The organism is Massilicoli timonensis (genome assembly GCF_900199515.1).
Taxonomy (GTDB): Bacteria; Bacillota_I; Bacilli_A; order Erysipelotrichales; family Erysipelotrichaceae; genus Massilicoli; species Massilicoli timonensis.
This window is the reverse complement of record NZ_LT963434.1, coordinates 1829180-1850490: the sequence shown is the minus strand read 5'-3', so window position 1 is coordinate 1850490 and position 21311 is coordinate 1829180. Positions and strand designations below refer to the sequence as shown.

19 protein-coding genes and 4 tRNA genes are annotated in these 21311 nt (G+C 42.9%); 3 read left to right on the top strand and 20 right to left on the bottom strand.

The window, feature by feature from the left end:
• Nucleotides 1-56: 56 nt before the first annotated feature.
• Nucleotides 57-1304, bottom strand: a complete 1248-nt coding sequence (locus C1712_RS11260; RefSeq protein ID WP_102269252.1) for a hypothetical protein — start codon at nucleotides 1302-1304, stop codon at nucleotides 57-59.
• A 440-nt stretch (nucleotides 1305-1744) separates the two neighbouring features.
• Between C1712_RS11260 and C1712_RS11255 the strand changes: the two genes are divergently transcribed.
• On the top strand, nucleotides 1745-3229 hold the full coding sequence (locus C1712_RS11255; protein WP_102269250.1) for an ABC transporter permease: 1485 nt from the start codon (nucleotides 1745-1747) through the stop codon (nucleotides 3227-3229).
• Entirely contained in the window at nucleotides 3229-3882 is a 654-nt protein-coding gene (locus C1712_RS11250; RefSeq protein ID WP_102269248.1) for an ABC transporter ATP-binding protein, read from the top strand. Before C1712_RS11255 ends, C1712_RS11250 begins: the two co-directional genes overlap by 1 nt.
• A 62-nt stretch (nucleotides 3883-3944) precedes the next feature.
• Here the strand turns inward: C1712_RS11250 and C1712_RS11245 are convergent, their stop codons facing one another.
• From C1712_RS11245 to C1712_RS11205, 9 genes are all read right to left on the bottom strand, one after another.
• A complete protein-coding gene (locus C1712_RS11245; RefSeq protein ID WP_102269246.1) occupies nucleotides 3945-4934 on the bottom strand; it encodes an alpha/beta hydrolase in 990 nt (329 codons plus the stop codon).
• A 241-nt stretch (nucleotides 4935-5175) separates the two neighbouring features.
• A tRNA-Thr gene (locus C1712_RS11240) sits at nucleotides 5176-5249 on the bottom strand.
• Between the two features lie 9 nt (nucleotides 5250-5258).
• Nucleotides 5259-5819, bottom strand: a complete 561-nt coding sequence (locus C1712_RS11235) for a Maf family protein (RefSeq protein WP_102269244.1) — start codon at nucleotides 5817-5819, stop codon at nucleotides 5259-5261.
• On the bottom strand, nucleotides 5794-6519 hold the full coding sequence (locus C1712_RS11230; protein WP_180963138.1) for a TIGR01906 family membrane protein: 726 nt from the start codon (nucleotides 6517-6519) through the stop codon (nucleotides 5794-5796). Before C1712_RS11230 ends, C1712_RS11235 begins: the two co-directional genes overlap by 26 nt.
• 100 nt (nucleotides 6520-6619) lie before the next feature.
• The gene (locus C1712_RS11225; RefSeq protein WP_102269240.1) at nucleotides 6620-6916 is read right to left on the bottom strand and encodes a hypothetical protein; all 297 of its coding nucleotides are present in this window, start codon (nucleotides 6914-6916) and stop codon (nucleotides 6620-6622) included.
• Nucleotides 6917-6995: 79 nt separating this feature from the next.
• Nucleotides 6996-7081: transfer RNA gene (locus C1712_RS11220), tRNA-Leu, on the bottom strand.
• A gap of 6 nt (nucleotides 7082-7087) precedes the next feature.
• Nucleotides 7088-7162, bottom strand: a tRNA-Arg gene (locus tag C1712_RS11215).
• Nucleotides 7163-7196: 34 nt separating this feature from the next.
• Nucleotides 7197-7271 (bottom strand) — tRNA-Arg (locus tag C1712_RS11210).
• A 146-nt stretch (nucleotides 7272-7417) separates the two neighbouring features.
• Complete coding sequence (locus tag C1712_RS11205) at nucleotides 7418-8746, bottom strand: aminotransferase-like domain-containing protein (protein ID WP_180963137.1); 1329 nt, start codon at nucleotides 8744-8746, stop codon at nucleotides 7418-7420.
• Nucleotides 8747-8842: 96 nt separating this feature from the next.
• On the opposite strand from C1712_RS11205, the gene C1712_RS11200 reads away from it, so the two are divergent.
• Complete coding sequence (locus tag C1712_RS11200; protein ID WP_102269236.1) at nucleotides 8843-9418, top strand: ECF transporter S component; 576 nt, start codon at nucleotides 8843-8845, stop codon at nucleotides 9416-9418.
• Nucleotides 9419-9518: 100 nt separating this feature from the next.
• Here the strand turns inward: C1712_RS11200 and C1712_RS11195 are convergent, their stop codons facing one another.
• From C1712_RS11195 to C1712_RS11150, 10 genes are all read right to left on the bottom strand, one after another.
• Nucleotides 9519-11012: a hypothetical protein gene (locus C1712_RS11195; RefSeq protein ID WP_146003336.1), complete on the bottom strand. Its 1494-nt coding sequence runs from the start codon at nucleotides 11010-11012 to the stop codon at nucleotides 9519-9521.
• Between the two features lie 78 nt (nucleotides 11013-11090).
• Nucleotides 11091-14288: an FtsX-like permease family protein gene (locus tag C1712_RS11190; protein ID WP_245858157.1), complete on the bottom strand. Its 3198-nt coding sequence runs from the start codon at nucleotides 14286-14288 to the stop codon at nucleotides 11091-11093.
• Nucleotides 14288-14992 (bottom strand): ABC transporter ATP-binding protein, encoded by a 705-nt coding sequence (locus C1712_RS11185; protein WP_102269229.1) that lies wholly within the window; start codon nucleotides 14990-14992, stop codon nucleotides 14288-14290. Before C1712_RS11185 ends, C1712_RS11190 begins: the two co-directional genes overlap by 1 nt.
• Nucleotides 14993-15286: 294 nt before the next feature.
• A complete protein-coding gene (locus C1712_RS11180) occupies nucleotides 15287-15655 on the bottom strand; it encodes a hypothetical protein (RefSeq protein WP_102269227.1) in 369 nt (122 codons plus the stop codon).
• Between the two features lie 299 nt (nucleotides 15656-15954).
• The gene (locus C1712_RS11175; RefSeq protein ID WP_102269224.1) at nucleotides 15955-16365 is read right to left on the bottom strand and encodes a hypothetical protein; all 411 of its coding nucleotides are present in this window, start codon (nucleotides 16363-16365) and stop codon (nucleotides 15955-15957) included.
• Complete coding sequence (locus C1712_RS11170; protein ID WP_102269222.1) at nucleotides 16349-16969, bottom strand: hypothetical protein; 621 nt, start codon at nucleotides 16967-16969, stop codon at nucleotides 16349-16351. Before C1712_RS11170 ends, C1712_RS11175 begins: the two co-directional genes overlap by 17 nt.
• 276 nt (nucleotides 16970-17245) lie before the next feature.
• A complete protein-coding gene (locus tag C1712_RS11165; RefSeq protein WP_102269221.1) occupies nucleotides 17246-18460 on the bottom strand; it encodes a hypothetical protein in 1215 nt (404 codons plus the stop codon).
• Nucleotides 18461-18549: 89 nt separating this feature from the next.
• A complete protein-coding gene (locus tag C1712_RS11160; protein WP_102269219.1) occupies nucleotides 18550-19443 on the bottom strand; it encodes an NAD(P)-dependent oxidoreductase in 894 nt (297 codons plus the stop codon).
• Nucleotides 19444-19473: 30 nt separating this feature from the next.
• On the bottom strand, nucleotides 19474-20112 hold the full coding sequence (locus tag C1712_RS11155; RefSeq protein ID WP_102269217.1) for a hypothetical protein: 639 nt from the start codon (nucleotides 20110-20112) through the stop codon (nucleotides 19474-19476).
• 80 nt (nucleotides 20113-20192) lie between these two features.
• Nucleotides 20193-21305: a CDP-glycerol glycerophosphotransferase family protein gene (locus C1712_RS11150; protein WP_102269215.1), complete on the bottom strand. Its 1113-nt coding sequence runs from the start codon at nucleotides 21303-21305 to the stop codon at nucleotides 20193-20195.
• Between the last annotated feature and the right edge of the window lie 6 nt (nucleotides 21306-21311).

The window sequence follows — 21311 nt, the reverse complement described above, 5'->3', positions numbered from 1 at the left end:
CTTCCTATCAAACAACAAAGCAGACAGAATCATTCTGCCTGCTCATTTGCATTGTTTTACTGCTGTTCGCTTCTTCTGTTCTTGCGTAACATTGCAGCGAATACGATCACACTTCCCCCTAGCAGTACATAATACATTCCCTTGCTTACTTCATCTCCTGTATTTACTGCTTCACTCTCCTCTTTCTTGATCTCCTCGATATTGCTTTCTCCCTTTTCCTCTTCATTTGGTGTATTCGGGTTCTCCTCCGGTTCACTTGGTGTTTCTTCCGGCTCTGTCGGCTTTTCTTCCGGTGTTTCCGGCTCTTCCGGTGTTACTTCTTTATATCCTGCATATAACTGTAACGTACCATCTTCTACCGTCATAAAATCGATCATATCGGTTTCTGTTAACGGCATCGTACATGCTTCATCTAAATACCAGCCGCTAAATACGAACCCCTCTTTGTTAAGCACAGCAGATGGTGCATCTTTTACGATTTCTGTCCCGGTAAAAGTAAAATCCTGTTTTGCTTCTTCCATTGTAGAGTAGATAAAATGATCTGATTGATATAACAGTTTCTCATTATTGGTGCTTCCATCTGCAAATGCTCCGTCATTACTGTGATAGACAACTTTTGCATAGTATGGGGTTCTGCCAAAAATACTGTCTGCTTGGTCAAAGTGCATCAACCCTTGACAGGTTGTAATAATGATCGTCGGCACCGGTATTTTTGCATTTTCTAACATAAAAGCACTATAAGGATAATGGTTGAAAGCGTAACCGTTCGCATATCCGCTTAAATCAAAAATATTAAGATTGTAACAATTCTGAAACTCGGTGCTAAGAAAATTATTGTCACTATATCTCTCATCTTCAGTCATCTTCTCCATACCGACAACGGTTTTAAGATTCCAGCAATTTAGAAAAAGGGATCCCCAACGTGAATCATCCCAATTCCAGCCACTGAAATCAACCTTTTCTAAACGATAACAGGAAACAAATCCCTCACTAATATCTAATCTATCGCCAAATCCGCTCGATGTATCCAGGCCGCTTAGATCAGCTTCTACTAATTTCGTAAAAAAATAGCGATCACTTTCATAAGGACTAGGAGAGAGCAAACGATACATATCTCGATGTGTCACAGTGACTTTTTTATCCGTTGTGCCGATTTTCAACGATACCAATTCATTATAGTATTTCGGATCTCCTGATGGATCCTCTTTTTTGAGATTATCAAATAAACTGTACAGAGCCCGGTAATTACTAGTATCAATCTCTACCGATTTACCCGGCGCTTCCGCAAATTCAGATGGGATCACAACATTTACCGCATTCCCTGTGTATTCCGTTAATGTGATCTTATCACTTGTTTCTGTATAAACCCAATCACTTAGCGTTAGGCCACCTGCCTCAGTTTCAGAGTACTGATTTACAGTACCCCCCCCCCCTGGGCAAAAATCATGTTCGACTTGACTACCATGCCCAGCATCAGGCACAGACTTGCCAAAAGCAACGATACTTTCTTTTTCATCTTTTCCTCCTTCTCGTCTGTTCTTCTTTACAGACGCTATCTTTGCTTGTTTACACTATACCATATTTCCCCATATTTATCTACATCGAATGATACCGATCCCATGCTTTGTACTATGTGCCATACGAACATGAAAAAATAATCAAATAAAAAGCAATTTCTTTTGATCTTTCATCTTATTTTAAGGGTTCGGTACTATACTGGTAAGCGCGTAAAGGAGGAAACTAAATGCGCTATATTTTCAAAAACGCCTCACTTTCTATTACCAGAAACAAAGGCAGAAACCTGCTGATCGGCATCTTGATCCTTGTCATATCCTGTGCCGTATCTGTGGCTTTGGCAATCGATCATGCGTCTGCTGCCTTGATCGCTTCTTATGAGGATAAATATGAAGTAGAGGCAACGATTGCAATGAATCGGGAAAACATGATGCAAAACTTTGACCCGGAAAACAGAGAAGATGCGAAAGCGGACATGAATGAGGTGTTTCAAACTGCCAGCAGCATCACTGCCGCCGATATTGAGGCATATGCGGACAGCGACTATGTGAAAAGCTATTACTATACCATGAATACTGAAATGAACGCCGTTTCACTGGAAAAAGCGGAACAGTCGATGGCGGGCATGCCGCAGCAGAAAAGAGGCGATCAGGAATTTGAAGAAATGGCAAGCGGAGATTTTACCCTGCAAGGCTATTCTTCTTTATCCGCAATGAATGAATTTATTGAGGGCAGCTACCAGATCGTCGATGGCGAAGTCGCATCAGATTTTGAAAGTGATACTTGTTTGCTGAATGAGGAACTGGCGACCTTAAACGACATACAGGTAGGCGACCAGATCACATTAGTCGATCCAAATGATGAAACGATCACTTATTCTTTGACCGTAAGCGGGATTTATCAGGAACAAAGCGAACGGGAAAACGGTATGAAACAGTTTGCCAACTCGGTCAATACCATCATCACCAACGCTCATGTCGTTGAACAGATAAGCGCCGCAAGTGAATCGCTGCGCGTTTCCATTACCCCGACCTTCATTTTAACGGACAGCAGCGTCGTTGATGCGTTCAGTGCGGAATTAAGCGAAAAGGGGCTCAGTGAATATTTAAGCGTACAGACAAATCTCGATCAAGTAGAGAGCGCCACAAGCACCATTGCCAATGTGCAGACTTTCTCTGTCACCTTTTTGATCATTACCTTTATCATCGGTACGATCGTCTTACTGATCGTTAATTTCATCAATATCCGCGAACGCAAGTATGAGATCGGCGTACTGCGAACGATCGGTATGAAAAAATCAAAGGTCTGCCTTCAATTCATCAGCGAACTGCTGATCGTATCGCTTTTATCGCTGTTATTAGGTGCGGGAATCGGTGCGGCGATCAGTGTTCCGGTATCGAATTACATGCTGGAAAATGAAATTGCTTCCGCACAGAATGAACAGCAGTCGATACGTGATCATTTCGGCGGCAATGGAAAAGAGATGATTCCAGATCAAGGAGAAATGCCTGAACAAGGTCCTGATACGGGAAAAAACAACTTTCAGGGCGTCATCGAATTACAGGCATTTAACAGCATCGACGCCGTTGTCGATATACAGGTAGTGATACAGCTTTTGGGAATCGGACTGGCCCTTACCGTCATTAGCTCTCTCAGTGCGATGATCAGCATTCAAAGATTCTCACCGCTAACGATATTAAAGGAGCGAACATAATGGAAAACAACAATATTTTAACGATGGAACATGTTTCTTATCGCTATAAAGACGCAAAACAAAATGAATATGTATTAACAGATCTGAACTTCACTTTCCAAAAAGGGCTTGTCTATGCGATCAAGGGAAAAAGCGGAAGCGGCAAGACCACGCTGCTTTCTTTGCTTAGCGGCTTGGAAACGGATTATGAAGGAAACATTTACTTTCGCGAGCGGGAATTAAGACAATTCGATCTGGATCGTTACCGCAGCCGCGATATCGGCATCGTCTTTCAAAGCTATAATCTGCTTCCGCATTTAAGCGCCGCAGAAAATATCATCTTGTCGATGAATGTCAGTCAGTACCCGATTCCCGATAAAAAAGAAAAAGCGGTCGAGCTTATGAAACGAGTCGGGTTATCAGAAGATCAAAAAGATCGTCGCGTATTGAAATTATCCGGCGGCGAGCAGCAGCGTGTGGCCATTGCAAGGAGCTTGTCTTATGAGCCTAAACTGATCTTAGCAGATGAACCGACCGGCAATTTGGATAAAGAAACCGAAAGAGAGATCATGGATATTTTAGTAGATCTGGCAAAACAGGAGCAGAAATGCATCATCATCGTAACGCACTCCGATCCTGTCTGTAAACGCGCTGATGTCGTCTATCAGCTATGATGTGTCTTTAGAAATGGAAAAAGCAAGTCGCTTGCATCAAAACACGGCTTGCTTTTTTTTCGTTACTTTAAGTGTTCACGGAAGAAAGCTTCCAGCTTATCAAATGGGATAACGTCCAAATTGTCATAGAGATCGGTATGCACCGCACCCGGGATCAACAGCAGTTCTTTGTTGTCGGTATATGAAGAGTCTTTGATCATTGCCGCATAAGCATCTTTGCTGAAGTAGCAGGAATGTGCCTTTTCTCCATGCACTAACAGCACGGCACTTCTGATCTCGTTTGTATAGCGCAGGATCGGCTGATTGATAAAGGACATGCAGCCGATCTGGTTCCAGCCTTCATTAGAGTTCAGACTTCGTTTATGATAAGCTCTGCCTTTATAATAGGCGCTGTAATCTTTCACGAAAAACGGTGCGTCATCGGCAACCGGCAATTCCATACAGCCGCCTGCACGGGCATAGGTACCGTTTCGATAATCCATGACTCTTTGTTCATTCAACGTCTTTTTTAACTGATAGCGGGTTTCTTCCTGATCGCCTTCATCGAAATAACCGTTTGCATTCACTCTTGCCATATCATACATCGTCATCGCGACAGTTGCTTTGATTCTGGTATCTAAGCTGGCTGTATTCAGCGCCATACCGCCCCATCCGCAAATTCCTAAAATACCGATCTTGTCATGATCGACCTCATCCATGACAGACAGAAAATCCACGGCTGCCTGAAAGTCCTCGGTGTTGATATCGGGACTTGCCATATAGCGTGGCATCCCTCCGCTTTCACCGGTAAAGGAAGGATCAAACGCCAATGTAAGAAATCCTCTTTCCGCCATCGTTTGGGCATACAGTCCGGCACATTGTTCTTTTACCGCACCGAAAGGACCGCACACGGCAATCGCCGGCTGTTTCCCGCTTACTTCTTTTGGCATATACAAATCTGCCGCCAAAGTAATGCCATAGCGATTGTGAAAGGTTACTTTCTTTGTAATTACCTGATCGCTTTTAGGGAACGTCTTATCCCATGCTTTTTCTAATACCAATGTTTCATTCATTATTTCAACCTTCTTTCTTTCTGCGGGTAAGCAGTAATCCTACATGGATTGCGCTTATCAACAGATAAGCTGCTTCTGCTCTTACCGTTTTCATTATAGATGCTAAACTTAACTTTAGGTCAAGCGTTTCTATAAAATTTTTTATGTGCAGCCGGGAAGGCATGCATCTTCATGAATCTACTACTGAGCGAGCGTTTATGCACAAAATAAAAACCTCTTTTACAAGAGGCTGTTTTCTAAATGGTGCCGCTACGCGGAATTGAACCACGAGTTCATCCTTACCATGGACGTGTATTACCATTATACTATAGCGGCGAATGGAAACTATTTCAGACAGTCTTCCATTTCCCGTTTCAGTCGGGCAATCGGTAGACCTACTATATTATAATAGTCCCCTTCGATTTTTTCAACTAAAAATGCACCTTTTCCTTGAATTCCGTATGCGCCTGCTTTATCAAGAGGTTCTTTTGTGGCAATATACGCCTTTATTTCTTCTTCTGAGAGCGCATAGAAGGTTACTTTACTGACTTCATGAAAGAGGTGTGCCGTTTTGCCGTCATAAATACAAACAGCAGTGATGACTTGATGCGTTCTGCCTGATAAGCGTTTCAACATCATTTCCGCCTGTTGTTCATCTTGCGGTTTTCCCATCACTTGATCGTCCAGACAAACGATCGTATCTGCTGAAACGATCCACTCCTGCGGATATTTTTTTGCCACTGCCGCTGCTTTGCGATACGCGATATCCTCGATCGCTTCATACAGCGGAAGCTCTTTGTTCAATGTTTCGTCGATCTGTGCTCCTTTTACCGTAAAAGGAACATCCAGCTTCGCCATCAGTTCCCGGCGACGCGGACTTTCACTTGCCAATATGATCCTGCGCATACACTGCTCCTTTCTGCTTTTTCATTACGTGCTTGAGGTAGTAAAGCGACAAGCCAAATAAAGTGAGGAATACGATGGCAAAGGCAAGCACGATCCTGCTTACCATTGCAAAGAAAAACGGTTCCGGAAACATCTGGATCATTCGATCCGTAGCCGGATTCAGCAGCCAAAGATCATTGCTGAAGAACAGTCGGTGAAAATTCGTCCAAAAGGCCGTGAAATCACTCATGATCCATAAGCCCAGCACACCGGCGATCACCACCGCTGCGATCGCACACTGCACATAGCGATAACATAACGCAAACAACAGATCTTTTCGTGCTTTCCAAAACAGGAGCGCAAAAGCAACAAGGGTGATCAAAAACGCATAGAAGCGCACCTGCATCGCTCCCTGATACAGATTTTTGACATCGACCATATGTGCTGTTTCTCTTTCATTAAACATTTCCACTTTTTCTTCCGCTGCGACAACCTGTAAAGAAATGTCATCACGTTCATCTTTCAAATAGTCCAGCAGTACATCGGTAGCACGCATCAGATCCTGCTTTGACATATTCATGTCCTGTGCGGTATTTAATTTCTGATATTGTTTTTCAAAAAAGGAACGCCGAAACGCAAAATGATCGACACAGGTCAATAAGATCGTAATGATCAAGCCTGCCGCACTCAAGATGCACAGCGCTGTTTTTCCATATTTCAATGTTCTCACTCCTTGCACATGCAAAAATATCATACCACAGATCGCATACAATGAAAATCACAGAAAAACAAAAAACAGGATCGCTCCTGTTTCCCTTCCTTTATTTATCTTTGCTTTTTTCCGCCATCTGATAGACGACCTGATGCACTTCATTGAGCTTAGCGCTGATCACACCTGCCGCATAAAGCAAAAAAGCGATGCCGAAATACACGGAAACATGCTCCAGATAATAAGAAATAATGAACGTCATGTTTTCCGATACGATCAAATCATTAGAATCGATCAAAGATCGAATATCGCTGTAACAGCCAAAGATCTCAAAAGTGGCAATACATAAAAAAACGATCGCAAGTGCGTACAGCACATAAACAGACGATGGGGTTTTTACTACTTTCATGAAACAGGCTCCTTTCCGCTTCTTTTTACTATATGTCCTTGTTTTTGAAAAAAGTCCCTTTTGGGACTTCATCGATAACTGGTGCAGACGATGGGACTTGAACCCACACGGGCATACGCCCACTACCCCCTCAAAGTAGCGTGTCTGCCATTCCACCACATCTGCGAAAAATGGCGCGCCCAGCAGGAATCGAACCCGCAATATCAGAACCGGAATCTGATGTGATATCCTTTTCACCATGGACGCAAGATGATACTGTCTGGTAGTGGATCCCTAAATATGGCCCGCTTATCAGGACTCGAACCTGAATCTAACCCTTAGGAGGGGTTCGTACTATCCCTTATACTATAAGCGGAATTGTATGGAAACCCATATTCTTCCAGATCGTAAATACTGCTTTATCAAGCCAAGATATTATATCATTATCCATCCATTCTTGCAACAGCAAAAATGAGCCTCCTCCACAAGAAGCATGCTGGAGAAAGACAGAAACACACGTTATCATTTTCCTGCCATTTTATGATCGGCAAACAGCTGAAAGGCCTTTTCCATATCTTTACTGTCGATTTTCGCAAAAGACAAGATGATTTCTTCTGCATTTTCATCATAAGCGATTTCTTCGGGTATTTCATCAGGTAATACGGATGCCTTGCGAACATGGATACGCAAAGCTGTTTCATGCAGCACCCATTCCCAATGCGGTACCGATCGCTGCAGCAGTTCTGCCATTTTACGATACTTCTCGGCATAGCGTTTCCGCAGCTGATTCAAATGCTTTTCCATGTGCGCATTGGTCAAATAACGTGCCAATGCTAATTGCTCCATCTTAGAGGCAGTCGGATTATAATCACTTTTTTTCGCCTCATAGCGTTGCTTTAACGGCTGCGGCAGGATCATATAAGCGATCCGTAAGGACGGCGCCAGCAGTTTGGAGAAAGTGCTGAGGTAGATGACCCGTTCCCCTTCATCAGCCGCAAACAAAGCGCTCTCACTCCTTCTTACATAACGCAGTTCCCCGTTTTTATCATCTTCGATCAAATATACATGATGCCGTTTGGCTAATTCACAATACGTTTTACGCAAATGCCTTGGCATTGGTGCTTTCTCATCCCCGAATGCAACCGTATGCAAATATAGAAAAGACATCTTTTCCCAGTCGTTTTGGGTGAGCGCCGTTACATCGCATAAATGCACTTCCCATCCACAGTCCTCAAATACCTGCTTTGCCTGTGAAAAGGGCGGTGTGTGCATATAAATGATTTTTCTTTTGCCTAATAAGCCGCAAAGCTGATACAGCAGCGTCTGCACGCTTGCTCCTACTAGAATCTGATCTTCATGACAGGCAATGCCGCGGTACCCGTACGCATGACGCTGCAAAGCTTTACGCAGCACGGTCTCTCCCTGCACCTCTCCATATTCCAAAAGATCCTCCTGTTCCATGGCGAAACGCACACAGCGTTTCCAATTCAGGGAATCAAAGCTCGCCTCATCGATCGCCGATGTCTTAAAATCATATTGGAAATGCGGCTTTTGTTCTGTTTCATCGCTGCGCAGCAGTTCTTTTCTTAGATTTACCCCTGCTTCACTTACACAAACAAAGTAACCCTGCCGCGGCAGCGCTTCAATATAGCCTTCCTCCTCCAACTGTGCATAAGCATTTTTAATAGAAGTAAGCGATACCGACAAAAGACCGGCACAACGGCGGATCGAAGGCAAATGATCGCCCTGCTTCCAATAACCGCTTAATAACTGTTCTACGAAAAAATCATGAATTTGCTGATAGAGCGCTTTCCCTTTTTGTTTCTCAAACTGCATCCAAACATAGTCCATATCCATTCCTCTGTATCCCAAATTTATTTATTTTCTGTATATTTTTTAATATACAGTATTATGATAGAATATGCAAGAATGAAAGAAGGTATCTGAATGAAAAAAATCAGTGTCAAACAAATGAGCATCACTGCGCTGCTTGCGGCATGCTGCTACATCGGCTTTATGTATTTGAAGATCAATATTCCGGTCGGCGATATGATGACCGCGATCCATTTCGGCAACACCTTTTGTGTCCTTGCGGCGCTTTTATGCGGCGGGGTTTCCGGCGGTCTTGCCGGTGCGATCGGTATGGGGATCGCTGATCTCATGGATCCTCTTTATGTCGCCAGTGCGCCGAAGACGATCTTTTTGAAATTTATGATCGGCGTCATTACCGGTTTTATGGCACATCGCATCTTGAAGCTTGCCGATGCGCACCAAGATCAAAAACGCTCGTTGAAGCTTGCGTTGATCGCTTCTTCCTGCGGCATGCTTTTTAATGTCATCGCCGAGCCGATCGTATCATTCTTTTATAAAAACTATCTGCTTGGCGTACCGTATTCCGCAGCCAAGATGTTTGCGGCTTTCACTGCTGCGACAACCTTGACCAACGCGATTACCAGCGTTATCATCGCATCTTTGCTATACAGTGTATTATGCAAGAAATTTTACTACACCAAGCGCGATTGATCGCATTTAAGCAAGCACGTTCTGCTACCGAATCGGAAATTAACATGTCAGCACAAAAGCAAAGGAGAAACCCGAACATGGCGTTTCTCCTTTTCTATGCTTATTCTATCACACTTAATCGTCCGCTCAAATAAGCGATCTTTTTCGCGATTTTTTCCAGTTTCATATCCGCATAACTGTCATCATCGCTGTCAAATACATCATAGCTTTCTTCAAGATCTTGATGTTCCTCCAAATAGTCAGAAGAAAGCGATGCAGTCTCAAATAACACATAAACGTTTCTCGTTCGTGCTTCATAGGTATCGTCAAAATAGCTGGTTCTTACTTGACCTTCTACCGTTAATTGATAAATATAAATATAACTGCCCCGCGATGACTGGAAAAGATCATTTACATGAAACAGTTTCCCCTTTAATTCCCGATCTGTTACCACGATGTCTTTATCATCATCTAACGATAAATAGCGATCACCCAATTCCACATCCTCGATAAACAAAGCGAGCGCCTCTTCCATCTGCTTTTCGACTTCATTCTTGATTTTCTTCGGAACATCCTCATCACTCACATAATATTCGATCAATCCTTTTACTTCGGTACTGAACGTATCATCAGTGATGCGCAGCTTCAGCGCCTTCGCTTCTTCCTCGTCATAAACCGCTTTTACCTGCACCTGATCACCGTTTTGGAAGGTTCCGTTTTCGCCTTGCACTTCATATTCGATATTGTGCACAAACGATGCCAGTCTGTCATTATTTTGATTATACGCGACCTGACAGCCGCTTACTGTCGCATAGCCGTTTCCGGAATCCCCATCTACGCTGATCTTGCATCCGTTGATCAAATTGATATCCGTTTTCTTAAAGACATTCACATAAACCAAATAACCCAATAACAGTACGATTACCGCACCGATCCCCAGCACTGTTTTTTTGCCGTTAGGCGTCTGATAGAAGGCTTTTATTTTATCTGTCATCGTATTGACGTTCTGTTTCAATGCCTCTGTCGTATCAGCAGCGCTTTGCATCATCGCTTCCTTTGTTTCCTGTACTTTCTGCACATCGACATCTAATTTCCCATCGCCTGCAAAAAAGCCGTCTTTCTTTTTCCAATAGAAGAAAAGATTGCATCCGCCATATACAGTGCTGACGATATAAGCAAAAATCAAAATTTTTAATCCGTTTTCCATTTTTGCGGTAAGATCAGCAGAACTCATATTCCCGTATTTGGAATAAAGCGAAAAAGCGCTGCCTAAATTTCCGTTCAAAACCTGACCGGCTTCCCGCAGAATAGAAACCGCGGAATTTGCCAGCAGCATCGCCAGCAGGACCACTGCCGCAACCCCCAGCGTAACAAGTAAGTTGCGATCCTGCTCCTTGCGGTAAAAATAGATTGTCGCCGCAATTCCCAAAGCGATCAGTTCTAAAATGATCGTAGCGACAAACAGAAAATACAGAAAAGAAATCTGTCCGCTGATTCCCGATAAACTTCCGTTATAGCTGCTTTTCAGGGTAAGCTGCTGCAACAAAGCGATCAATCCGACCACGCCGGCAGCCATATTCACATACATTAAATTGCGTTTTGTTACATACTTCATATCATTTTCTCCCTTCCCGATCATCATACCTTTATTTTATCATACGTCTGTCATTCCTGTTTTTCATCGCTCCTTTCCCTATTCAACCGACTTCAGTGATTCCACCATTGGAATCTGACGCAGTCTGCGATACATGACGATATTCACGATCATCGCAAACACCAGCGTCAAAATCATCGAATATACAAAGGAAAGCGGCTCAATATTTCTTCCGAACATCACTTCCGGCATTTCCGCCAGATTCATGATCAGCGCATGCAGCGCGATGCCAAGCACCAACCCGCAAAGACCGCCGATCAAAGTCAGTACGATATTTTCCCGATAGACATACGAAGAAACTTCTTTCGGATAAAAGCCCAACACTTTGATGGTCGCAATTTCTCTGGTGCGCTCACTGATATTGACATTCGTTAGATTATACAATACGACAAACGCCAATAGTCCCGCCGCACCGATCAAAACATAAACGACAAAAGAGATCGAAGCGATCGTATCTTCAAAGGATTTGGCAACACCGCTGTAAAAGGACATAGAGGAAACACCATCCAATTCCATATAGCGGCTGCCCAAAGCGGCTTCCGTTTCATCGCTCACTTCTTTCATCTGGATATAATACGCATTGACCACGGTGCGTTCACCGCTTAATTCCTTGTAATAACCCGGTGTCATATACAGCGTATGGCCCACATAGTTTTCCATGACACCGGTGATCTTGACTTCCTTCATCTGCCCGTTTTCCAAAGTGATCGAAACGTTGTCGCCAACCGAAACGCCCAAATTCTTAGAAAGTTTTTCCGTTATGATCGCCCCATCGCTGTTCAAATGCAGTTCTTCCTTGCTTCTGCGATTTTGCATCAGCACAAATTCATTAAAATCACTGCTGTCCTCTGCGATGATCAGCGTTACATTTGTTTCCTCGCCGTCATCGTTTACCGTTGCATTTTTCTGCATGATCCCCTCATATGCCTTGATCTGCTTATCTTCTTTCAGTTTGGTTTCCACCTGATCGCGCTGCTGATACGTGCTGTCTGCCGAAAAGGTAAGCATGCTGTCATACTGCATGATCTCTTCATACTGTTTATCGACGATTTCCGCAATGCTGTCCTGAATGCCAAAGCCCGCCACCAGCAGTGCCGTACAGCCGCTGATACCGATCACTGTCATGAAAAAGCGTTTCTTGTAACGGAATAGATTGCGCGCCGTAACCTTTTGCGTAAAAGAGAAGCGGCTCCACAGAAATGACAAACGCTCCAGCATGATCTTCTTGCCGTTTTTCGGCGCTTTCGGCCGCATCAACAAAGCCGGTACTTCCACCAATTCATGATAGCATGCAAAGATCGTCGCTGCGATCGTTACCGCAATGACGCTGAGCGATGCCTGCAGGGCCAACGGAATTTGTATTTCAAATTGGAGATCCGGCAAATTATACATGAGGTTCCACGCATAAAAGATCACGCTTGGAAACAGATGCATACCGATCAAACAGCCGATCACACTGCCCACAATGCCCGCAACAAGCGCATACAGGACATATTTCATCGCAATGGCGACTTTAGAATAGCCAAGCGCTTTATAAGTACCGATCATGCTGCGCTGTTCATCTACCATACGCGTCATCGTCGTTAAACAGACAAGTGCGCATACCAGCAAAAAGAACACCGGGAATACTTTGGCGATCCCATCCATTCGCTCGGTTACGCTCTCATAATCACGATAGGAATAATGAGAATTGCGATCCAGCACATACCAGGTCGGTTCCGGCAAGGAAGACAACTGTTCTTTTCCCTGCGCCAATTTTTCTGCTGCCAAAGACAGCTCCTGTTCGCCTAGAGTACGGTTTTTCTCTAATTCCAATTTGCCGTTTACATAAGCCTCCTGCGCTGCGTCCAACTGTTTTTGCGCCTGCGCAAACTGCGCCTCGCTTTCCGCTTTTTTTGCAGCCAATGCTGCTTTCGCTTCCTCCAGCTGCCGCTTGCCGTCTGCGATCATCTGTTCAAAGGTCGCAACTTTCTCATCCACCGTCACAACTGCTTTTTCACTGTTTTCGATCGTACTTTTTAACTGTGCGATCTCTCTTTGCACAAGCTGCAGCTGTGTTTCCAACGCCGCTTTTTCTGCCTGCGACAAAGCCGGATCAGCCAGCTGTGCCTGCAACCTTGCTTCCTGCGCCTGCTGCTCTTTCAAACGCGCTTCAGCCTGTTCGATGATCGGTTCATATTGCTCGTGCATCTGTTTCTGTAATGCCACGACTTCTTCCAGCTGTATTTCATACTGCGCGATCGTTGCTTCATTTTGCGCAATTTGCATTTCACTCAAAGCAACTGTGCTTTCTAAATTGATCTTGCCGCTTTCTAGCTGTGCCTGTCCTAGTAAAATTTCATCTCTTGCACTTTCTAATTGACTTTGCGCTTCACTGATCTCAGTTTCAAAAGCCGCACGCGCTTCTTCATACTGCGCTTCTTTTTCCGCTAACGCTTCCTGTGCCTTTGTCTGTATCTGTTCATAGCGAATGTCGCTGCGATCTTGTCCGACCTGCTCCAAAGCCGCGCTCACTTGGTTCACCACATCAAAATAGGCGTCCGTATAGCTGTTATATGCCTTTGCCCCTTTGACCGTAACCAGCACTTCACTGTAATAGTCGCTGCAATAATTGTCCGCATCGATTCCGATAAACAGATCGACCTTGCCGCTGCCGATCGTCGATGTCCCCTTTTCATGACTGAGATAATCCGGCGTATAGACAGTACCGACAATACGATACGTATCTCGCTTCAATGTATCGCTTAAAGCATCTTCACTGCCGCTTTCTAACCGGATCGTATCACCGATCGCAAAACCGCTCTTGATCAGTTCCTGCTCTTCGATTACACATTCATCACTTTTCTTCGGCATTCTGCCTGATACCAAACGCATTTGATTGATATAGTTCGGATCATTTCGATCATCGCCGGATAAACCGATTACTTTTACGACATACTGCTGTGTATCATAATGTGTCAAAAAATCCATGGAATAAGCCGGCATCACACCTTCTAATCCATCTACTGCACGGATTGCCTCCACATCTTCATCGGTAAAGCCCATCGTTGAAACCAATCGTATATCCATTAGGTTATACGCTTTGTAATATTGATCGGCAGTATATTTCATGTCGGGAATACTGGCCTTTACACCGGCAAAGAAGGCGGTGCCGATCGCCACGATCGCCATGATCGAGAAAAATCTGCCGAAGCTGTGCCGCATTTCTCTGATGATATCCAGCACATATGCTTTCATTAGTATTCGATCCTTTCTACCGGCATTGGATTTTCATTGATTTCAATGCTTTCGATCAGGCCGTTTCTGACCTTGATGACCTTATCTCCCATCGCCGTAAGCGCCAGATTATGCGTAATGACGATCACACAGATCCCCCGTTCCCGACATGTATCCTGCAGCAATTTCAACACTTGTTTCCCGGTATTGTAGTCCAAAGCACCGGTCGGTTCATCACATAAAAGCAGTTTTGGATTTTTTGCCAACGCTCTGGCAATCGCCACGCGCTGCTGTTCCCCGCCGGATAACTGTGCCGGAAAATTATTTTTACGATCAGCTAAACCAACCGCCGCGATCGTTTCATCAATATCCAGCGGATGTTTACAGATCTGCGTTGCCAGTTCCACATTTTCTTTTACCGTCAGATTCTGCACCAAATTATAAAACTGAAACACAAAACCGATATCATAACGGCGATAAGTCGTCAGTTCTTTCTCATTATAATCACTTACCAGATTGCCATCGACATAGATCTTGCCGCCGGTACAGCTGTCCATACCGCCTAAAATATTCAAAATGGTGCTTTTCCCTGCACCCGACGCCCCGGCAATGACGACAAATTCACCTTTTTCAATCGTAAAATTGACCCCTGCAAGCGCGGGAATTTCCACTTCTCCCATGCGATAGATCTTCTTTACATCTTGAAATTCAATATAACTGCTCATTTTGATCACACCTTTTACGATAGTCTGTCTGCTTACTACTATTTTACATTTTTTACTTTGAAAATACAATTCTATACCAATAAAAAAGGAGGAAGTTTGCGCGAATGCAGAAAAGGGTAAAAAGTAATACTCTCTGATTACCATCGTGATCAAAAACAAACGCCCCTAAATGATAGAAAAGCGTTTGATCGAGCAGTGCGGCATCATATGTAAACAGACAATGAAAGAGCAGCAGCCCTATCAGACTTACTGCTCAGATGATCGATCACGATGATGATCAAAAAACTTTTCCTGTCACAGCGATGCTTTTGTTTCTTTATATAATTTGACTGTTCGCCAGATATACCCTAGCAATAAAAGCGGATACAGATACAAATGCTCTGCCAAAAAACTTAAAAAAGCATCCTGACTGATCACCAACAGCATAACGATCAAGTAAACAGCCATGATCCAAAAGCGTCCTGAACGGAAGTATGTGCCATATTTCCCTTGATAGGTGAGATATTCCAAAACCCACTCGACCAGCAACAAGGATAAAATACCGCCCCATAAAAAGCCTTTGGTTTCGCGCGTCATAAACGCCGCAACAAGGAAAGCAAGCTGTATCACAAGCAAAAGCTTATTGCACACACCATCCAGATAAAGCGTTTTATTATTCTCCATAAATGATACCTCGTTTTTGTAATATTGAATGATTGTGTTTTATTGCGACAACTGCCGTTTATGCTTTATTTTTTACTTTTCCTTTTTTACAGAAAAAGCAAGATCTATGCGTAAGAGCAATACAAAGCGGGGTTCTTCTCCAAATGGTTTCATAGAACACTCCTCCTGACATTTTCATTATATCACAAGAAGCATAAAACAAAATCATCAAAAAGATAAAAGTAAGTATATTAAATTCGATCAATTTACTGTCTTATGATCAAGACTTGATAAAAAAGGAAAGCTTCTCATGCTTTCCCTTACTGTTTTACATTCACAAAATTAGGTGTATCCTTGATCTTGTCTAACTGATCGACACGATTATCGTGTAGAACATGAACCTGCTTTGGATAAAACACAAGATACACATTCTCTACATCTTTAAGGCAATAAGTGTCCTTCTCATCTGTTTCCACCAGTGTATATTCCTTTATTTCACCAAGCTGTTCATAAAAAGAGGCTTTGATCACACCGTCTTCTTTCATCAGGACCAAGTAATACTGGCTGACGATCCCTTCGCCCAGCATATACGTACCGACGATATTTTTTTCTTCCTGATAGGCAGCCAATTCTTTACGCATCGCAAAATGATTCACTGTTAAATATACCAAAAGCAAAATGATCAAAATAACAGAAATGATGCTGCCAAATAATTTATACTTGCTTTGCATATTGATCCACCTTCGTTACTGTCGTAGTTTTACTTCTAAGCCATACGGTTTTCTTCCCTTGGCTGTTTGTATAATATACGACATATGGCTGTACACGAACTTTTTTGGAAACATAAAGCTTAAAATAATGGGTCGTATCAGGAGCTAGTACAAATACGCCGCTACTTCCAACTGATCCCAGCGTAACGGAAACACTGATCAAATCATAAGGTGCAGGAAAAGATACATTTAATGAAGCAGTAGGTCCACCGCTATCAGAGAACCAAAAGCCTCCTCCTGTGTTAAATCTTCTGCCTCCTGCCGGCTGATTTCCGGCATATCCGCCAATCGTTACCGTTTTGGCTGTTCCGTAGACCGTTTCATAGGTCGGTCTGGCTCTTACTTTCTTTTCATCCGCATAACCCGGAACAACACGCTCTAAATACTTTTCGGTTTCTTTTTTCATGATTCTATCAATTTCCGCATCACTTAATTCATCAACGTTTTCTATTACAATTTCATGATCTGATTCCACCGTGTTTCTTTCAAGTTCATTGGCTCGCAAAGAAATCGGTGAAATTGAAAACAAACATAACAATACCGTTATAAATATCTTTTTTTTCATTTTTGCTCCTCTCTCATTAAATGATTTAATTTTTTTCTATCCACGTTTCTCTTGAACGCGGTTGCATGCTTTCTACTGCATTTGCCGTCAAAACGATCAAGCAGAAAAGCAATGCTAATTTTAATAATATCTTAGTTCTTTTCATCATTACAACAATTTTATTATAAACTCCTTTCCTATCTTTAGATTATCACACGCCATAACAAAATGCCACTGTTTACAAATAGGTTAGATAACGCTGAAAAAAGTTGCATAATTGTTTACTTTTTATGTGATTTATCTATTCTCCAGATAGCGGAAAAGATCTGCCTTTTTATCTTTCATACTAATCATATATAATTCTTCCCTTATTTGAAATTTCGTATAATCCTCATGATCTTTCATGACTTTCGCAATCTTATGCAAATAACGAACCCGTTGTGCATTTGTCATATCGTTCTTCTTTAGTAAATATTGAAACAAATAATAATCAGCCTTGCTTTCAAAATGTTCTTTTTTCAATGCATAATCATAAGCGATGCTATAAGGAATTTGAAGTTGGCTTTCGCAAAAAGTGATATTATATATAATGCTCACACGATCATGAACATTCCCTTGTAAACTGTATTCTTGTATCTCTTGAAATGCGGCTAAAGCCTTTTGATATTCATGCTTTGAAATACACCGTTTGGCATAATTACGATAGTATTGCATCTTTTTGATTCTCGGAAAATGGATTTGCTTCATGATTGCTTCTATCTGTTTCTGGGTTTTCTCTACTTGATTTGGTTCATATCGAATATAATAAGCAAGCATATTCTCATAATACTCAAACAGCATATAGTGATTTTTTGTTTCATGCGCTTTTTGATAGATTTCGTTTCCTAATAACAACGCTTTTTGAAATTGTTTGCAGTTGATCAAATATCCCATATAATGAACCATGATCGGCAAATAATCCGATACGCGTAATGCTTCTATCTTCTCATATAAATATTGCTGATAGGTAAAGCTGATCTTAGTAGCAGAATAGATCATATAATATAAAATGAGGTCCTTCAATGGTTTTGGCTTATTCTGATAATAAGATAACAATGCTTCAATTTGGCTTTCACTCAAATAAACATCATTCTTTACATACTGTAACAGTCTATGCAAAAACAATCGCAGATTGATGCTCTCTATACAGGTATTTTGTATAGATAAATGATGTTCTAATTGTTCAAGCAATGCACTGCTGCTTTCTAATTCACATCTGCTCAAAGCATCATGCAGCGATACGATTTGTTCTTTTATTTCGTGATAGACCAGATCATGTTCAATGTCAAACCCATAATATGACAGTAAATCAACGTAGCTCTGGTCCTGTATGCGATTATTCGCTTCCTTCATTTTGGCATACGTCGCATAAGATATCATGTCTGAAACAAAACGATTTTGCGACCAGCAATGCCAGAGGCGATACATTTCTAATTCATGATAAAGATTTCTTTTTTTCTGTAATGACAGCACATCGTGCCTCCTCCCAGATGTTTTCTGTTTCTATTATAACAGGATGTAAGTAGAAAAACAAACACGCTTCTTTTCATAAAAAAAGCAGATCAATTCTGCTTTGACTGATAATATTCCCATATCGCCTGTGTGCCCGCGTCATCATATCCCATTTCCCGCAGCGTTTCATAAATGCTTTGCACCTGCGTTAAGATCGGGAAATGCAAATCCATCTGCTTCAGTTCTGCTGCCGCGATGTTCATATCCTTGATAAAATGCTTGATATAGAATCCCGGTTCATAATCATGACACAACATCTTCTCCCCGTTGTGGGTCAGTTGGAAGCTTCCAGCCGCTCCCTTTGCGATCGCTGCCAATACCTGCTTGGGATCCAAACCTGATGTTCGCGCATAAGTGAGTGCTTCTGCTGCTGAGGCAATGCACCCCGCCAAGGCGATCTGATTACATGCTTTGCAGTGCTGCCCGCTGCCGGCTTCCCCCTGGTAAGTGATCGTTTCCGCAAAACAGGAAAAAAGCGGCTCCATCTTTTCAAAATCAGCATGATCCCCGCCGCACATTACCGTAAGCGTTCCTTTTTGTGCGCCGATGTCGCCGCCTGATACCGGTGCGTCCAACACATGGAAATCATGTGCGTCATGTGCGATCCTGCGTGCCAAAGACGGCGCGGAAGTTGTCATATCGATCAAATACGCGCCCTTTGGCGCGTGTGCCAAAATTCCCTGCTCACCATAATACACCGCTTCCACATCATGCGGTTCTCCCACCATCGTAAAGACGACCTCACAATCTGCCACACAGTCCGCGATCGTTTTCATCGCCCGTATGCCCACTGCCTGTAATGCTTCTGCTTTTTTACCGGTTCGATTATACGCTTTGACTTCATGACCTGCTTTTTGTAAATGACAAGCCATCGCACTGCCCATGACACCGGTGCCGATCCATGCAATTTTCATTTCCATCACCTCATGTCTATGATAACACATTCTATTTACAGACATAAAGCATCTTTTTCCCTATTCAAACTCATGGAAAACAGGTGTCTTCGGATCGATATAATTACCGCTGTCTAATTCCCATGCCCGCTCATTTTCATAATCATCACTGAAATGCCGCTCACTGTCATGCGTCATCTGTGCGATCACCTGCCGATAAGCAAAACGCATTTCCTCTAAACATCGGATCCAGCCTTTCAGCACCTTTTTCATCATTTCGTCTTTGCTCATGCCTAATGCCTGTGCATATACCTGTTTTAATGTTTCACAGCCTTCTGCAAGCCGCATCAACAAGCTACAGTAATCATCGGGGCACTTTTCCTCAATCGGTTCCTGTTCCAAAAACAACTGTCCGCTCGATAAACGAATGGCCTCATCATCAGGATTGCCCAGATCGATCACATCGATCATGCGCGCGTCATTCCCCTGTAATTTCCGCAGAGCAATGCCTGCCTGCTCTGCCAGATTCAGCCAATTCACACATTGTATCATCATCCAGTCCGCCTGCTGCTCTGATCCCAGATGCGATGATGCTTCCAGACACCATCTTGCCATTTGAAGCTGTAAATGCTGGGCGCTCTTGCTTAAAAACACATACAGCATTCCATCTGTTTTGATCTGATAGACGTCCTGTTTTTCGTTTTTCACATATTGAAACATCGTATCACTCCTCACATTTCATTGCTAGTATGTGCACTTTCTGTCTTCCCATACAAAAAATCAGGGAAGCTCCCTGATCGTTATAACGGTGTCTGCATGATCTCATCAATGAATTCCATGACCCGCTTTGTCGATTTCCCATCCCGATAACGGAAAAACTGATTTCTGAACTGCTTGATGCGCTTTAAGTCAAACTGATCAGCTAAGATATAAGCGCTCAGCTCCTTTTCATCATAGCAGATCGGTCCTGGCATGATTGCTTCATAGTCCAGATACATGCCGACCTCTTCCTGATACTGCGCAAGATCCGGTGTATAAAACAAGACCGGTTTCCCCAGTACCGAATATTCAAAGATCACACTGGAATAATCACTGATCAAATAATCGCTGACCGCAAATAAGCGCTTGATGCTGATATCATTGGCATTGATGATCATCGGATCATTCATCTCATCGAGCGATGCTTCTCTTAACAACGGATGCAGTTTATAAATAATGCAGTACGCTTCGCCAAGCGTTTGTTTCATCGCCTTTAAGTCGATCTTTTCATAATGATAGTCCTGCATGACATTGCCGCGGAAAGTAGGTGCATATAAGACGACCTTATGACCTAAGATCTGCGGATACAATGCTTCGATCTCTTTCTGATATTTCTTCATCCGCTTTTTTGAAAAGATGCGGTCCGTTCGCGGAATCCCGATCGGAATCACCTGTTCTTCCTTTACCCCGAAGGCGCTGGCATAATACGGCTTCCAAATATCGGCGCATGCCAGTACATAGTCATAGTTTTTGATCGGATAACTGCGTTTGACATCATTGCCGAACTTTTTGATCGCTCCGCTCGCATGCCACACCTGCAATACCTTTACCTGCTTTTTCTTGAAATAAGAAACCGCATAGTTATTGGAATCCAATAATACCAAATGAGAAGTATTGATATGGTACAACTGTTTTAACAGCGCAAAGAAATAGGCAAAACAGCCGGGCAGATTGCGCTTGAACTTCGCCAATACCGATACGACTTCATATTCCGGATGTTCTTCCAGCTTGCGGGCGATGATCTTGAAATCTCCTTCCAGCTTCTCGCTGCTCAAAGAAATAAAAGCGATCTTATTCGGCTTAATGGGAAACAGCAGGGTAATGACATACATCGGACCCATGATCATATTTAATACCAATCTGGCAAGAGACATGCTTTC